Annotated in this window: 18 protein-coding genes; 5 read left to right on the top strand and 13 right to left on the bottom strand. The window is 68.4% G+C overall.

From position 1 onward, the window contains the following. Positions 1-1,122, bottom strand: a 1,122-nt coding sequence (locus RIE08_07450; protein MEQ8717433.1) for a hypothetical protein, incomplete at its 3' end; no start/stop codon positions are given. Between the two features lie 325 nt (positions 1,123-1,447). Between RIE08_07450 and RIE08_07445 the strand changes: the two genes are divergently transcribed. Beyond that, a complete protein-coding gene (locus tag RIE08_07445; GenBank protein ID MEQ8717432.1) occupies positions 1,448-1,705 on the top strand; it encodes a YlcI/YnfO family protein in 258 nt (85 codons plus the stop codon). 157 nt (positions 1,706-1,862) lie between these two features. On the opposite strand, the gene RIE08_07440 is transcribed toward RIE08_07445, so the two are convergent. The 6 genes from RIE08_07440 to RIE08_07415 form a co-directional block, all read right to left on the bottom strand. Then, positions 1,863-2,195: a type II toxin-antitoxin system PemK/MazF family toxin gene (locus RIE08_07440; GenBank protein MEQ8717431.1), complete on the bottom strand. Its 333-nt coding sequence runs from the start codon at positions 2,193-2,195 to the stop codon at positions 1,863-1,865. Continuing rightward, positions 2,192-2,428, bottom strand: coding sequence for an antitoxin MazE5 (locus RIE08_07435; GenBank protein MEQ8717430.1), 237 nt, complete (start codon positions 2,426-2,428; stop codon positions 2,192-2,194). The genes RIE08_07440 and RIE08_07435 overlap by 4 nt, the downstream gene beginning before the upstream one ends. Before the next feature lie 141 nt (positions 2,429-2,569). Then, the gene (locus tag RIE08_07430) at positions 2,570-3,052 is read right to left on the bottom strand and encodes a peroxiredoxin (GenBank protein ID MEQ8717429.1); all 483 of its coding nucleotides are present in this window, start codon (positions 3,050-3,052) and stop codon (positions 2,570-2,572) included. 243 nt (positions 3,053-3,295) lie between these two features. Next, positions 3,296-4,279: a CU044_5270 family protein gene (locus tag RIE08_07425; protein ID MEQ8717428.1), complete on the bottom strand. Its 984-nt coding sequence runs from the start codon at positions 4,277-4,279 to the stop codon at positions 3,296-3,298. Positions 4,280-4,359: 80 nt separating this feature from the next. After that, complete coding sequence (locus RIE08_07420) at positions 4,360-4,872, bottom strand: sigma-70 family RNA polymerase sigma factor (GenBank protein ID MEQ8717427.1); 513 nt, start codon at positions 4,870-4,872, stop codon at positions 4,360-4,362. A gap of 70 nt (positions 4,873-4,942) precedes the next feature. Further along, the gene (locus RIE08_07415) at positions 4,943-5,614 is read right to left on the bottom strand and encodes a hypothetical protein (protein ID MEQ8717426.1); all 672 of its coding nucleotides are present in this window, start codon (positions 5,612-5,614) and stop codon (positions 4,943-4,945) included. Positions 5,615-5,770: 156 nt separating this feature from the next. Between RIE08_07415 and RIE08_07410 the strand changes: the two genes are divergently transcribed. After that, on the top strand, positions 5,771-5,980 hold the full coding sequence (locus RIE08_07410) for a hypothetical protein (GenBank protein MEQ8717425.1): 210 nt from the start codon (positions 5,771-5,773) through the stop codon (positions 5,978-5,980). Positions 5,981-6,058: 78 nt separating this feature from the next. Here the strand turns inward: RIE08_07410 and RIE08_07405 are convergent, their stop codons facing one another. The 4 genes from RIE08_07405 to RIE08_07390 all read right to left on the bottom strand — a co-directional run bounded on the left by RIE08_07405 (position 6,059) and on the right by RIE08_07390 (position 11,596). Further along, complete coding sequence (locus RIE08_07405; GenBank protein ID MEQ8717424.1) at positions 6,059-8,773, bottom strand: FtsX-like permease family protein; 2,715 nt, start codon at positions 8,771-8,773, stop codon at positions 6,059-6,061. A gap of 1 nt (position 8,774) precedes the next feature. After that, on the bottom strand, positions 8,775-9,536 hold the full coding sequence (locus tag RIE08_07400; GenBank protein MEQ8717423.1) for an ABC transporter ATP-binding protein: 762 nt from the start codon (positions 9,534-9,536) through the stop codon (positions 8,775-8,777). Between the two features lie 174 nt (positions 9,537-9,710). Beyond that, positions 9,711-10,382 carry a response regulator transcription factor gene (locus RIE08_07395; protein ID MEQ8717422.1) on the bottom strand — a complete coding sequence of 224 codons (672 nt, stop codon included), beginning with the start codon at positions 10,380-10,382 and terminating at the stop codon, positions 9,711-9,713. Next, a complete protein-coding gene (locus RIE08_07390; protein ID MEQ8717421.1) occupies positions 10,379-11,596 on the bottom strand; it encodes a sensor histidine kinase in 1,218 nt (405 codons plus the stop codon). The genes RIE08_07395 and RIE08_07390 overlap by 4 nt, the downstream gene beginning before the upstream one ends. Positions 11,597-11,715: 119 nt before the next feature. Here RIE08_07390 and RIE08_07385 point away from each other — a divergent pair, with 119 nt between their 5' ends. Both RIE08_07385 and RIE08_07380 read left to right on the top strand, forming a co-directional pair. Next, entirely contained in the window at positions 11,716-11,949 is a 234-nt protein-coding gene (locus RIE08_07385) for a type II toxin-antitoxin system CcdA family antitoxin (GenBank protein MEQ8717420.1), read from the top strand. Continuing rightward, positions 11,946-12,341: a type II toxin-antitoxin system VapC family toxin gene (locus tag RIE08_07380; GenBank protein ID MEQ8717419.1), complete on the top strand. Its 396-nt coding sequence runs from the start codon at positions 11,946-11,948 to the stop codon at positions 12,339-12,341. Before RIE08_07385 ends, RIE08_07380 begins: the two co-directional genes overlap by 4 nt. A 29-nt stretch (positions 12,342-12,370) precedes the next feature. Here the strand turns inward: RIE08_07380 and lhgO are convergent, their stop codons facing one another. Then, the gene (gene lhgO / locus RIE08_07375) at positions 12,371-13,588 is read right to left on the bottom strand and encodes an L-2-hydroxyglutarate oxidase (GenBank protein ID MEQ8717418.1); all 1,218 of its coding nucleotides are present in this window, start codon (positions 13,586-13,588) and stop codon (positions 12,371-12,373) included. A gap of 112 nt (positions 13,589-13,700) precedes the next feature. Here lhgO and RIE08_07370 point away from each other — a divergent pair, with 112 nt between their 5' ends. Next, positions 13,701-15,152, top strand: coding sequence for a GDSL-type esterase/lipase family protein (locus RIE08_07370; protein MEQ8717417.1), 1,452 nt, complete (start codon positions 13,701-13,703; stop codon positions 15,150-15,152). Here RIE08_07370 and RIE08_07365 read toward each other — a convergent pair. Continuing rightward, on the bottom strand, positions 15,153-15,340 hold a 188-nt coding region (locus RIE08_07365; GenBank protein ID MEQ8717416.1), incomplete at its 5' end, for a hypothetical protein.

The raw sequence follows: 15,340 nt of genomic DNA, 5'->3' as shown, positions 1-15,340 counted from the left end.
CCGACCCAACCCGTCGAACGCGTACAGCGAGGTGGTGGATCCGTCGTCGATTTCGGTGAGTGTTCCACGCGGCGTCCAGGTGTAGTCGCCTTCGGGTCCGGTGATCAGCCGGTTGCGTTCATCGTAGGTGGAGCTGTCGGTGCCAGTGCTGTCGGTCACCGAGGTGCGGTTGGCGTTCTTGTCATAGCCGTACTCGACGCTGTCAACGTTGGTGGCAGTGGGGTCGGTGAGCGCCCAGGCGACAGCGTTGTCGAAGAGCTGCCAGCCGGTGTCGTTGAGGTTCGGGATCAGCGCCGTCGTGTAACCAATGCCGACGCGGCGCGCCGGCGCCGCCCCCGAATCGGCGAGAGTGGCGCCTTCTTCGTAGGTGAACGCGGCGGCGTTGTCGGTGCCCTCATCGAACGCGACGAGGTTCACGCCGGTCCCGAAGTCGTCATCATCGACCGACGCGAGGCTGTAGGAGCCCGTCGATATCTGCTCGTCACCGACGAGGCTCGCCGCGACCGGATCAGTGCCGTCGATGATCGCGATGTCGGCCTCGGTCGCGTTGGTCCCCCCGACCGCCGACAGCGACATCTCATCCCACGCGGCCGCCTCCAGGTTCACCACCGGCAGACCGACAGACTCGTAGCTCGCATGCAACACACCCGAACCGACCGACGGGGAGATCACGATCAGATCCGCGCCCGAGCCCGGTGCGGTCAACTCGTCGGACCGCAACGTCACCGTCGCAGCGAACATCATCTCGAGACGCTCAGTCAGATCGTCGTCTTCGGTAGCGGGCGACGACGAATCCCCAACCACCAACGTGATCGCGGGGTCCTGCACCGAATCCCACGTTTCGAGACGGTCCGCGGGATCGTATCCGTAGAGGGAGGTGACGGTTCCGCCGGTGGTGGTCGGGTCGGGGGCCTGGGTCTCCCACACCAGATCACCACGAGGGTCATAGCCCATCCGGTTCACGCCGACGACGTTCGCGGAGGTGTCGGTGTGGGTGTCGGTGACAAGACGCCCGGCGGTGTCATAGCCGAAGCTGCGCCCAAACGTCGACCCGCCACCTGATGGGGTGTAGTCGATGTCGGTTGCCTGCCCGGCGGTGTTGTAGGTCCAGTCCGCGGTCACACCAGTCTGAGGGTCGACCAACGAGTCCAACAGGCCGGCGTCGGTCCAGGTGAACGTCGCAGACCCGGCGGATCGGTGCGTGCGATTCTCGACGAGACTCCTGAATTTGTCGAGCTCGTCCTTCCGGTCCTCGTGGTCTTTGGCAAGTGTGGGAGGGACCGGGAGGCCTGGTGGTCTACGACCGGACCCGCCGACCGTGCCGAAGGTGCGAGACCCCATCGAGGTCGCCCGTACGGGCAGCGACGGGTGCATCGTCTACTCGTGGCACCGGTGTCAGGGAAAGTCGGCCAGAGCGTGATGCTGGTGCTGCGACAATCTCATGATCATGCGCGTCACACTGCGAATCGACGACGAGTTGCTCGAGGCCGCGAAGCGTTGGGCCCGCGAGCAGGGGGTGTCGCTCGGGACGGTGGTCGAGGCGGCGCTGCGCCGAGAGCTCAGTGAACCGGGGGCGCCGAGGGAGGCGCCGGCGATTCCCGTGTTCACCCGTGGAACCGGGCCACGTCCCGGAGTCGACGTGATCTCCGCCAGCGGTCTCAGCGAGCTCGTCGACGACGACATCGAGCTCGATCAGCTCGGCTGAGGTGTTCCTTCTCGACGTCAACGTGGTCCTCGCCATCCACCGAGGGGACCATTCGCTCCACGAGGTCGCCTCGAGGCGGTTCGACGAGACCCTCGCCGCCGGGCGCGACGGGCGCAATCGTCTACTGGTCCTCCCGGTGTCAGGTGCGGGCGCGGTCCTAGGAGAACTCGCAGTCGACTGCGACGGCCAGCGCTGAGCAGATCTCGCGCATCCGGCTGTCGCCGAGTCGTCCCAGGCGTTCGACCAGGGAGCCGACGGCGACGTTCTCCACGGAATCCAGATTGACGGCCGAGAGGAGGGGGACCGGGTCCTCGCCGGGCTCGAGCACGACCTCGCTGGCGAGTCCTCTGACCGTCGTCGTGCACGGGCCGACGAGTACTCGTCGCCGTCGCGAGATGGCCACGTCACGGGACAGCACGACCACGGGGCGACGGCTGATCTCGGGGAGCTCGCACCACCAGATCTCTCCGCGGGCGGGGAGCTCGCTCACGACGACGCTGCTGCCTCGTGGAACCCGGCGAGGTCGCCCCATGCGTCGGGCTCGTCGAGAGGATGGTCCTCGTAGGCCGCGTAGGTCGCATCGATCTCGGTGGATCTCAGCCGGGCGCGCAGGGCGGCGAGGGCCTCGTCGATCAGAGCGGCGTCGTTGAGGCCCGCCCGGCGGGCACGTACCTCGGCCAGGAGCTCGCCGTCCACGGTCGTGCTCAGCCGTACCCGAGTCATGCCACAACTATGCCACTTCCGCCGAGTCGTGCCACGCGGGTGTGCCCGTCGTGCCGGTGGGACAGATAAGGGACGCGACGCGGCGGTGCCGGCGCCCGTGGGAGCCGGCACCGAACGCAGGTCTTCGACAGTAGGGTCGGCTCAGAGGTGCGTGAGCACGTTCTCGCAGGAGCTGACCTCGATGCCGCCGCTCTCGTCGACGTCGAGGTGGGTGACGGTGCCGTCCTCGATGACGGCGGCGTAGCGCTTCGAGCGGACGCCGAGTCCGGCGCCGCTCAGGTCGAAGGTGAGGCCCATCGCCTCGGTGAACGCCGCGTTGCCGTCGGCGATCATGAGGATCTGGTCCGCGCCCTGGTCCTTCTGCCACGCGTCCATGACGAACGCGTCGTTGGTGGCGATGCACGCTATGGTGTCGACGCCCTTGCCGGAGAGCTTCTCGGCGCCCTGGACGAATCCGGGGAGGTGGGTCTTCGAACAGCCGGGCGTGAACGCGCCGGGTACCGCGAAGAGAACGACCTTGCCGCTCCCGAGCAGCTCACCGGTCTGCTTCGACTCCGGTGCGCCGTCAGGGCCCATGACCTTGACCTCGACGTCGGGAATCTGCTGGCCGACTTCAATTGCCATTGTGTGTTGCCCCCTGGGGGTGGGTGGAGAGGTACCCCTTGACGCTACCGCGTCACCGCCGCGGTTTTGGGGGCCGACGCCTGAACAGGCGGCGGGTCGGGCCGTTGCGGCCCGACCCGCCGGGCTGGTCCCGATCCGTTGACGGATCGGGTGGGATCCGCCGCCGGATCACTGCTGGAGGGAGGGGGCCCTCATACACCCTTAGGTCCGACGCATCTGATCCGCTTACACGCTGATCGACAATCAGTCCTGCGGGCGGGTTCCGACGCTGTCGACGACCACCGAGTCGACCAGAACGTGGTAGCCCACCAGCGCCGGGGTCGGGATGTCGAGTGCCCGGCTGTCGCCGGTCAGAACCTCTTCGGTCGCCAGTGCGGTCGCCGTCGCCGGATCGAACAGGAAGATCGTCTGTGTCTCGACGCCGGTCGACCGACCGGTCAGCGCGACGCCGACGGCCTCGCGGCCGAACCTGTCGGTGGTGGAGCCCAGCACCTCGAGACCGTCGATCGCCCCGATACTGCGCCACAGGGCGGCCTTCTGTGCGGCGTCGAACGGCTCCCGGCGCAGCAGGCCGGCCAACGCCTGCAACAGCTCGGTCTGGTCATCGGAACCGATCCCGAGTGTCTCGAGGGTGACGATGGCGTCCGCGTCGTCGGGGACCGCTCCGTGTTGCTCGACGTTCAACCCGGAGATCGGGGCTTCGACCGTCGCCTCACCGGCAGTGTCAGGTGGGACGAAGACCCCGCCCACCTCACCCGGCTCGAGGGTCCGGCCCGGACGTAGCTCGCGTCGGCCGGCTCCGGTTCGATCGGTCCAGGACTCCTCGACGATGGCGGTCATCGCGACGTTCTTCGCCTCGCCGATGAAGTCGGCGTCGAGGTCCCACGTCTCGGCCTGCACGTAGAGGACGCCGCCGTCGGACAGGTCGTCTCCGGCAGCCAACGCAGCCGTTGCCGCCCGCTCCAACAACTCCGCGGCACCCTCGTCGATCGGATCGAATCGTAAGAGCCCGGGGGTGACGGCGGAGACCTCGTCGTCGCTCTGGACGAAGAGAACGACGGTCACGGCCACGAGCGCGAGGACGACGACGGCCGCAGCCGCGCGCAGCACTCCGACTGAACGGCGGGGGCTCCGGATCGGCGGTGAAGCCGGCATGTCGTTGCCGAGGTGGGCGAGGCTGGCGCGGATACGGCGCGCGAGCTCGTCGTCGAGTCGGTCGTCGTCCATCACCACCCCTCTCCTGGGAATCGTCGCTCGACGGATACGGACCGTCTACAGGGCTCTAGGTCCCGGACGGGTGAATTCACTTACCCGACCTCACCTTCGCCGAGCAGACCTCGGACGTCAGGGTGCTCGCGCAGAGCCCGCATCGCCCGGTGGAGGTGCACCGTCACGGTGCTCGGTGTGATGTCGAGTGCCTCGGCGGCTTCCTTCGTGGAGGCCTGGAGCACGATGCGGTGGGCGATCACCTCGCGCTGACGTTCGGGCAGCGCGAGCAGTGCGTCGAGGATCTTCTCGTCCATCGGCTCGGGCGGTGGTGGGACCAGCGACGCGGGTGGGGTGAGTTCGTCCTCCCTGTTGCGGCGGTGCCACTGCTTGCGGCTCAGGTTGACCGCTGTGCGGACGATCCAGCCCTGCGGATTCGGGTGACGGCGGAGCCTGCGCCATCTCTCGTAGGCGAGCGCGAAAGCCTCGTCGACGTACTCCTCGGCCCGGTCGATGTCACACACGGTCACCACGGTGGCGCGTACACACGATGGGCGGGATTCCCGGTAGAACGCCGAGAAACCGGAGGGGTCATCGGGGGCGGTGGAGCGCACAGTCGTTCCATGCTTCCAGATCCCCGAGCGGAGAAGGGATTCGCCACGTTCATGCGCCGGCGGCCCGAGATCACGTCATGCGGGCATAGGAGATGTCGTTGTCGATCGTTCCTCCGGTGTTCCAGTAGTTGTTCCAGAGGCAGCAGTCGCCTCCCGCGGAGAACGGTCCGGCGACGCCGATGTAGCTGCCACCGGACTTGACGTCGTAGAACCGTGCCGAGCATGCGCCGGGTTCGGTCCACGAGGAGGCCCGCTGATCGAAGCCGTAGGAGGCCAGCGAGTAGGTGATCCCCGTGGAACTGAAGCTCACCGATGACCCGCCGAAGTAGCTGTTCGCGAACAGTGTCAGCGTGCACCCGCCCGAAGCGGCGGCGACGCCACCGCCGAGGGCCCGACCGACGGCCGCTTCGGCTTCACCCACCGCCCCCGCAGCGCCAGCGGCACCCTCGTCACCGACGTCCGTGAGTGATCGGCGCAGGATCTCCAGGTCCTCGTCGGTCGGTCCCCCGTCGAGTTCGGCCGCCTCGGTGCGGGTCCGGAAGCACTCGGCGGAACCCTGGGCGTCTACGACGCAGTGACGTGCCTCGCCCCAGTCGCCTGTCATGTCGAACTCGTGGCCCTCGAAGGTCGCCGTGGCCGGAGCGTCCCGGTCCGCGGTTCCGGTGTCTCCCTGTGCTCCTGCCGCCCCGATCATCACCGCGAGCAGTGCAGTGACCGCGACCACGACAGTTGCCTTCTTCATCCCCATCGGACCCTTCTCCCTTGTTGTCGGCCTCTACGGACACCTAGGGGCCAGGGGGCGGTATCCGCTTACCTGACTGCTCGGGGCTGCGGCCGTCGCTGCTGTGTAAGCGGATCCGACGCACCGGCCCTAGTGGAAGTGAGGGGGGACGTCGACATGCGACGAGCGGACTATGAGTACCGGACGTGTCGGGCGATATCGGAGGCCGGCATCGCCCACGAGGTGAACGAACTCGCGTGCGACGGTTGGCGGGTCGTCGGGTTCACGACGAGCACGCTGCGTGGCGAGGAGATCGACCAGTTCGTGTGTCTCCTGGAGCGGCCGACGTCGGTTCCAGCGGAACGGCGGGAGACCGCCGTCGGCTGATCGTTCCCCACACGCGGAACGATCCGGGTGCCGACGCTGCGGCACCCGGACCGACCGGGGGGAGGGGGAACTACCGGGTCACTCGTGGGAGATCGCGTCGAGGACGTTGAGGCGGGCAGCCCGGCGGGCCGGCATCAGGGCGCTTATTAGCCCGAAGAACGCCGCCACCAGCAGGAAGATGACGAGCTGGACGTACGGCACGTCGAGGCGGTCGATGAACTCAGCCGGGATGACCTGCACCGTGATGACTCCGAAAAGGACCCCGAGCAGCGTGCCCAGGACACCGCCGAACGTGGCGATGATGAATCCCTCCCAGCGGACCATCTTGCGCATCTGGCGACGGGTCATGCCGACAGCCCGTAGCAGGCCCAGCTCACGGGTCCTTTCGAACACCGACAGCGTCAGCGTGTTGACGATGCCGATCAACGCCACGATCACCGCGAGTCCGAGGAACACGTTGATGATGATCAAGATGTCGTCGATCGTCCCCGAAAGCGTGTCCTGATACTCCTGCTGGGTGCGGATCTCCAGCTGCGGGAACTGGTCACCGATCGGCGCCATTGCAGCGAAGGCCTCGCTCTCCGAGAAGCCCTCCGCGGTGACGGCGGACACGAAGATGTCCTGGTTGGCCGTGAACCACCGGTTCAGCGTCGTGTTGTCGATGACATAGTCCCCGACGATGCGGGCGTCGTCGTAGATGGCTGCGAGGTTCAGCGTCTCGGTGGTCCCGTTGACGAGTTGCACCTCGAGCGGATCCCCGACGGACACCCCGAGGTCCTCGGCCTTGTCGCTGCTGAGACCGATGTCGCCCTCGCCTGCCGTCGCGAAGCTCCCCTCGACGACGTCGGCGTCGAGGTGCTCGTCGAGCAGGGAGAGGTCCGCGCCGAACGCGTCCTTCACGCTGTCGTCCGCCAGGAGACGGAATGCATCCTCCTGGAACTGGTAGGAGACGACGGACTCGATCTCGTCGAGTTGGCCGATGGACTGCGCGAACTCGTTCGGGAACGTGCCGCCGGTGGAGCAGTTGCCTACGCAGACGAACCAGTCGGCCTGCACTGAGTCCTCGAGCGTCGCGGCGAAAGTCGCCTTCAGCGATGAGGCCATGATCGTCGCCGTGCCGACGAGGGCCAGGCCGATCATCAGCGCGGCGGCGGTCGCCGACGTGCGCCGCGGTGTGCGGGCGGCGTTCTCCCGTGACAGGCGTCCGGTCACCCCGAACAGGCGTGGGAGCGGTGCGCCGATCATGCGGGCGACCCTCGTCGCGAACAGTGGGCTCAACAGGTTGACGCCGACGAACATGACGAGAGCCCCGACGGCGAGCAGCGTGACCAACTTGCCGGTGCCGAAGTCACCGAACGCCGCCGCCAACAGGTAGACGAGGCCGAGTGCGGCCACCGAGGACCTGCCCAGGAACGGGTAGATGCGGGCTCCGCCCTGGTACAGCAGTACCGAGCCGACGATCGCGCCGAGGACGATGCCGCCCGTCTCCGCCCCCAGGACCACCAGGCCCAGCAGCCAGCCGAGGACGTAGACGATCGTGCCGATGAGCGGACGGAGCGTGATGGTCGACGAGTCGAAGCTGCCCGTCTCGGTCAGAGCGGCCATGGGCGAGACCCGTCGCGCCTTGAGTGCGGGCGCGAGGGCCGAGACCATCGTGATGCCGACGCCGACGACGATGGCCGCGATGATCGTCCGGGGTGGGAGTTCGATCGACCCCGCTGGAAGCCCGAGGCCCAGCAGCGAGAAGATGCCTCTCAGCCCGTAGGCGAGACCGATACCGCCGGCGATCCCCGCGGCGGTCGCCACGATGCCGACGACGAGCGCCTCACCGAGCACAGTGCGCGTGATCTGCGAACCGGTCGCCCCGATCGCGCGCAGCAGGCCGAGTTCCTTGACCCGCTGGCCGAGGACGATGTTGAAGGTGTTGGAGATCAAGAAGGCGCAGACGATCAGGATCACGATCGCGAACGCCAGCAGGATGTTCTGGAAGATCGAGACGCCCGAGTCGAAGTCCTCGGCGTTCTCATCGGAGATCACCGTGGAGTCGACGACCTCGATGGAGCCGCCGAGCGTCTCTTCGATCCGGTCCGCGACAGCGGCGATGTCGGCACCTTCGTCGACGTCGACGATGATCGCGTTGTAGCCCTCGCCACCGTTGAGGAGATCGACGGCGGCCGCGGGGTCGAAGACGGTCAGCTGGGCGCCGAGGAGCTGCGCGCTCTCGTCGGGATCGGCGAAGTTCGCGTACGCCGTCAGAGTCATCTCGCGGGGTCCGGTCGGAAGTTGCACCGTGTAGACGTCGCCGATGACGAAGTCGTTGTTCTCCGCGGTTTCCGTGTCGAGCGCGAACTCGTCGGGACCGACCGGTCGACGGCTGTCGTCGGTGGCGGGGAAGAATGTCGTGACCTCATCACTCTCGGGCCATGTCACCCCGAGCTGCGGCGGGCCGTTCACCTCGAGGGGTTCACCGTCGGCCTTGAGGACGACGACGCCGATGGTCGACACACTGCCTTCGGCCACGTTGACGCCGTCCACCCCGCGGACCGTCTCGAGGATGTCGACGGGGAGAGGATCGGCGAACAGTTGATCACCGAATGCGACCTCGTTGCGCACAGTGAGATCGGCCGACGCGCCGATGTCCTCGGACAGGTCGTCGAAACTGCTGCGCAGGCTGTCGGTGATCACGAAGGTCCCGACGACGAACGACACGCCGATGAGCACGGCGAACAGGGTGAGGGCGAAGCGGATCTTCTTGTCCGCGATGTTCTTGAGCGTGAGCTTGAAGAGCGCCATCTCAGTCTCCGAGGTGCTTCATCGACTCGATGATCCCGTCGGTCGTGGGCTCCTGGATCACGCCCTCGATCGCGCCGTCGACGAGGAAGATGACCCGGTCGCTGTAGCTGGCGGCCACGGGATCGTGGGTCACCATCACGATGGTCTGGCCCAGCTCACGCACCGCCCGGCGCATGAAGTCCAGGATCTCGCCCCCGGTGGTCTGGTCCAGGTTCCCGGTGGGCTCGTCGGCGAAGATGATGTGGGGCCGGCTCGCCAAGGCGCGGGCCACGGCCACGCGCTGCTGCTGGCCACCCGAGAGCTCCGTTGGCCGGTGCTTCAGGCGGTTCCCGAGGCCCACCGTCTTGACGACCATGTCGTACCAGTCGGGATCCGGACGGGCGCCCGCGAGCGCGGTCGGAAGGGTGATGTTCTCCTCGGCCGTCAGAGTCGGAACGAGGTTGAAGGACTGGAAGATGAAGCCCACGCGCTCGCGTCGCAGGAGGGTGAGGTCCTTGTCGCTCAGCGTCGACAGGTCGACGTCGCCGATGTGGACCGAGCCCGCCGTGAGGGTGTCGAGCCCCGCCATGCAGTGCATCAGCGTGGACTTTCCGGAGCCGGAAGGCCCCATGATCGCCGTGAAGATGCCTTCCTCGAACCAGACGTCCACGCTGTCGAGCGCGACGACTTCGGTGTCCCCGGAGCCGTAGACCTTCCGGGCGCCTTCGGAATGGGCTGCGAGGCTCGTGCCGGCGGGCGGCGCGAACGGTGTGACCATCGTCATCTGTGTGACCTCTCTGGACTGTTCGTCGATCTCCCCGAGACGGTATGGAAAGCCCGGGTCCGTGTCGTCAGCCGCAGAAGGGATTCGGGTGTCCTCCTGAGGGATGACTCTCAGGGCGCCAGGTCAGGGTCCACCCTGGGGACCGGCTAGGGGTTCGGGCCCGGAAGCGGCCCGTCAGTGGTTGTCGCCGGGGCGGACGGTGCCGCTCTCGTAGGCGACCACGACGGCCTGTACGCGATCCCGGACGCCCAGCTTCATCAGCACCCGTGAGACGTGGGTCTTGACGGTGGTCTCCCCGACGATCAGTTCCGCGGCGATCTCGGCGTTGGACAGCCCCCGGGCGATGAGCCGCAGGACCTCGACCTCCCGGTCGGTGAGGTCGTCGAGGCCGTGCACGGACCCCTCCGGGGCGGGGCCGGGCGCCCGGGCGAACTCCTCGATCAGGCGTCGGGTGACCGTGGGTGACATGAGTGCTTCGCCGCGGGCCACGAGGTGGATCGCCTCGACGAGCCGGTCCGCCGGCGTGTCCTTCAACAAGAAGCCGCTCGCTCCGGCCCTCACGGCACCGAAGACGTACTCGTCGAGGTCGAAGGTGGTGAGCACGAGTACCTTCACATCCGGCAACTCGTCGACGATGCGGCGCGTCGCTTCGATCCCGTCCATGCCGGGCATGCGGATGTCCATGAGAACGACATCGGGTCGCGCCGCGTGGCACAGGTCCACCGCAGCGGCGCCGTGCGCCGCCTCGCCGACGACGTCGATGCCGTCCTCCGTCTCGAGGATCATGCGGAAGCCGGTCCGCATCAGTTCCTGGTCGTCGACGAGGGCGACCCGTACCGGGCTCATGCGCGCTCCAGTGGCAGACGGGCGTGGACCCGGTAGCCGCCGCCGGGTTGGGGCCCGGCGTCGAAACTCCCACCGTACAACTCGACGCGTTCGCGCATTCCGACGAGTCCGAGACCGGAGCCGTTCTTGTCGCTGTGGTCCGCCGCGGCGCCGCGACCGTCGTCGCTGACGGCGATGTCGAGATCGGTGTCGCCGTAGGAGATGGTGACCGTGGCCCGTGCCTGCCCGGCGTGCTTGACCGTGTTGGTCAGCGCCTCCTGGACGATTCGGAACGCAGCCAGTTCCGTACCCGCCGGCAGGACGCGCACGTCCCCCTCCACGACCAGTTCGACGGGGATCCCGGCGTCCTCGCAGTGGCGGACGAGTGCCGCGAACTCGTCGAGCTTGGGTTGGGGAGCGAGCGGGGCCTCGTCGCCGTTTCGCAGGATCCCGAGGATCCGTCTCATGTCGGCGAGCGACTCGCGGCCCGTGTCCTCGATGGACCCGAGTGCCTCACGCGCCCGGTCGGTGTCACGTTCCAGCATCCGGTTCCCGACCTGGGCATGGAGGACCATCACGTTCATCGAGTGGGCGACAACGTCGTGAAGCTCGCGAGCGATACGGGTGCGTTCCTCGGCGACGGCACGGGCCTCCGCCGCCCGTCTCTCGTGGTCGCCCTCGATCACCCGGGCCTCGATCTCGGCCACGTAGGCGCGCCGGTTGCGGATGTTGTCACCGAGGACGGCGGCGATCGCGAACTGCACGATGACGCCGAACATCTCGGTGACCGAGAGCTCTTCTTCGGGCGACAGGACGCCGAAACTCACCACGAGGATCACGACGGCCATGCTCGCGGCCGCCCACAACATGGCCCGTTCCCGCCGGGGCGTATAAGCGGCGTTCGAGTAGAGCGCGACGAGGAGGGACAGCCCGGCGGCATCGCCGGGGTAGTCCAGGATCCAGTACGGGACCGTGGTCACCAGCGCCACGAGGAGGGTGAGCTGCGGGTAGCGGCGCCGGAGGACGACGACCGCGTTGGCGACGATGATCAGCGCGACCCCGAGGAGTTCGGAGTCACGCTCGGACCCGGCAGGGTCCACCGCGAGGTCACTCGCGAGGGTGACAGCCATCAGGGCGATGCTGAGGACCCCGTCGACCAGCAACGGATGGGTGCGGGCCCATGAGACGAGTCGATTCGTCTCCTGTCGGGGTAGGCCCGGTGCGGCCACGCTCATGGCTTCACGCTAGCCATCGGCCCGGGGCGGCGAATCCTCCGGCCTGCCGATGCGGCGTCATCCGTGAGGAGGAGGCCCCCGGTGGGACCGGGACCGGGCGGCATGTGTACAGTATGCGCATGGCCAGAGTGAACGTGTATCTGCCCGACGACATGGCTGAGGCGGCGCGCGCCGCCGGGCTCAACGTCTCGGGGCTGACCCAGGACGCGATTCGGCGGACGCTGGCCGGGCAGCGGACGACGGACTGGCTCGACACTCTGGGCGACGTCGAGATCGAGGGAGTGAGCGCGGAGATGGCGGCGAACGCTCTCGCTGCGGCACGTGAGGAGTTCGGTGCGGAGCCCCGGCGTTGACGGGTCGCGCGGAGACGGTGGTCCTGGACGCGTCGGCGATGGTCGACCTCCTCGTGGTGCCCGATCGCGCGGCCTCCGTGCGTGAGGCGGTCATCGACCGGGCCGTTCACGTTCCGGCGCACTTCGACGCAGAGGTCCTATCGGCGCTGGGCCGTCTGGGCCGGGCCGGCGCGATCGACGCCGGCACCGTGGTCGACCGTCTGATGCGTGTCGTCGCCGCGCCCTTCGAACGTCACGAGGTCGCACCGTTGCTCCTCGGGGCCTGGGCTCGGCACGAGCGACTCCGGTTGCTCGACGCTGTGTACGTTCAGCTCGCCGAGCGCCTGGCGATCCCCCTCATCACCAGCGATCGGGCCCTCGCGGCGGCCTACCCGGGGGCGCTCGTCCCCTGAGCCGTCGCGGGTCGCGGCGACGGGTCTGCTCAGTCGGCGGCCACGATCCGCTCGGTGAGTCTGGCGGCGATCTCCTCACCGATGGCGAGTGATGCCGTCGCGCCGGGAGACGGTGCGTTCAGGACGTGCACACCGCGATTCGAGTCGGCGAACGCGAAGTCGTCCACGAGGTTCCCGCGCCCGTCGAGGGCCTGGGCTCGTACCCCAGCGGGTGCGAACTCGAGGTCCTCGTCGCGCACCGCCGGAACGAGGCGACGGACTGCATCGCCGAAGCGTCCCGGGGACCACGAGCGGGTGATCTCGTCGAGGGCCGTGCGCCAGTGGCGTAGGCCGAGTCGCCGCACAGGGGCGTCGATGAGTGTCCGGACATGTCCGAGGTCGACAGTCAGCCAGTCGTATCCCTCGCGGGCGAGCGCCGGTACGGCATTGGGCCCGGCGTGGATTCCACCGCCGATGGTCCGTGTCAGGTGCACGCCGAGGAACGGGAACGACGGGTCGGGTACGGGGTAGATCAGGTTCTGGACCAGGTGGCGCCGTTGCGGCCGGAGGTCCATGTACTCGCCGCGCATCGGCAGGATGCGCAGGTCCGTCTCGACACCGGCCATGGCTGCCACCGTGTCGGCGAACAGACCGGCGCAGTTGACGAGCCAGCGGGCGCTGATGTCCCCGGCGCTCGTAGTGATCTCCACGGACCTGGGTGACTCGTTGAGGCTCAGCACCTCCGTCCCGAGTCGGACCTCTCCGCCGCCGGCCACGACGTCGTGGCTGAGAGCGGTGCAGACGCCCGGATAGTCGACGATCCCGGCGTCGTGCACGTGCAGCGCCGCAACACCGTGGACATACGGCTCCAGCTCGCGGAGTCGGCCGGGACCGATGCGTTCGAGCGAGACCCCGTTGGCGGTGCCTCTCCGCTCGAGGTCGTCGAGGCGGCCGAGCTCGTCGTCGCTGGTCGCGACGATGACCTTGCCGCAGATCTCGTGGGCGATTCCGTTCTCCCCGCAGTACCGCACGAGCATCGCCCGCCCGCGCCGGCACAGCCTGGCCTTCGCCGAGTCGGGCGCGTAGTAGACCCCCGAGTGGATCACCCCGGAGTTGCGTCCGCTCTGATGGGCGGCGGTGACGTCCTCTTTGTCGACCACGACGACGCGCAGCGGCGAATGCCAACGGGCCAGCGCCGCGGCGGTCGCCAGGCCGACGATCCCCGCGCCGACGATCACCACGTCGAAGTCCGGGTCGGATGCGGCCATGAGCGCCATGGAATCACGCGGGCGGGCCCTCCCGCCCGTCGACCAGCATCCCGGCGCGCATGTATGGCTGGACCGACAGCGTTCGGATGGTCGGCGTCGCTACCGTGAGAACGTGGTGCGTCGTGCTGTGAGCCTGTCGATCGTCGTGGTCGTGGCACTGCTCGGCGCGGCGTGCGCATCGACGGTCGGTCCCGACGTGGAGGACGACGAACTGGACTTCGACCCGGCCACGTCGACCACCGTGGACGAAGGCGCGACAGCCGGACGTGACCCGGCCGGGCCCTCCGAAGGCGGAGTCCCCGATGCCGACAACGGTCCGGGTTCCGACACCGCGCCCGAGGGGAGTCCGACGCCGTCACCGACCGCCGAGCCGACTCCCACTGCCGAGCCGGTGGAGACCGTCACTGTCGCGAACATCGCACCGATAGCGATCGCCCCGACGGTGGTCGCGACCGTCGGCGGGGTGGCCACCTCGACGATCTCGGCCCGGGACTCCGACGGCCGGATCGTGTCGACATGGTGGTCGGATCTTCCCGAGGCGGCCACGGCAACCGGTGGTGTGCTCACCTGGCGCCCGACCGAGGCGGGCACCTGGACCGCCACCGTCAACGTCGTCGACGACCGCGGCGCGACCGTCTCGCGCCCGGCGACGCTGTTGGCCCGCTACCCCGTACATCGCCACGCACTCATCGGAATGGGCGACTCGGTTCCCAGCGGGCACGGCCTCCAGGAGACGGACTACCTCGGCCGCGACGAGTGCTGGCGCGACGGCGGCGAGGCCTATCCGCGGCAGGTGCTCGACGCGCTGGTCGACGTGGGTCTCTTCGACGGGGACGCCGCCGAACTCGGCCTCGTCGCCTGCAGCGGGCACGACCCCGACGACCTCTTCGAGACGCCGGTGACCGGTGGGCTCGCCGGTACCGCCCCCGACGGGCAGGACGAACTGACCCAGCTGGAGTGGGCGGTGCGCGCCAACGCCCGCATCGTGACCGTCACCATCGGGGCGAACGACACCGGCTTCGTCGGTCCCGAGAAGTTGCTGCTCCCCGACAACACGCTGGACCGCGAGGACGTCGCACGGCGGATGCGCATCGTCGAGGCCGACCTCACGACGATCCTCGACCGTCTGGTTGACGCAACCGACTCAATCGTCTTCGTCACGACCTACTACAACCCGACCGCCCCGAACCCCCAGGGAGTCGACGGCTGCCGCGAGGAGTGCTTCGCTGAGAAGGCCGAGGAGGTCGTGCGTGCCCTCAACGACGTGATCACCGACGTCGGTTCCGACTACGGAGACCGTGTCGTGGTCGTCGACCTCTTCGACCTGTTCGACGGGCACGGCGCGCCGAACGGCATCGGCCCCGATGGGCTGCGCGAAGGCGGGTTCGGGTTCCTCGGGGATCTCATCGGCGGGCTCGTCTCCGACGTCCATCCCTACTGTGCCCGCGGCGACACGATCGGCGACTCGTGGATCAACTCGATCGACTGCGTGCACCCCGATGCCCGCGGCACGACCGAGATCGCGCTGGCGGTCACAGCCGCGGTTCTCGACCGTCTCGGCTGATCAGGCTGTGTTGTCGCCGCCTTCGGCTGTGTTGTCGCCGCCTTCGGCTGTGTTGTCGCCGCCTTCGGCTGTGTTGTCGCCGCCTTCGGCGGACCGTCCCGTCGGGGGTTGTGTGGGGCCGGCTGTGTTGTCGCCGCCTTCGGCTGTGTTGTCGCCGCCTTCGGCGGACCGTCCCGTCGGGGGTTGTG

The organism is Acidimicrobiales bacterium (assembly GCA_040219085.1).
Lineage (GTDB): Bacteria > Actinomycetota > Acidimicrobiia > Acidimicrobiales > JAVJTC01 > JAVJTC01.
The sequence above is the reverse complement of the archived record's forward strand: the minus strand, read 5'-3'. Positions and strand labels throughout refer to the sequence as shown.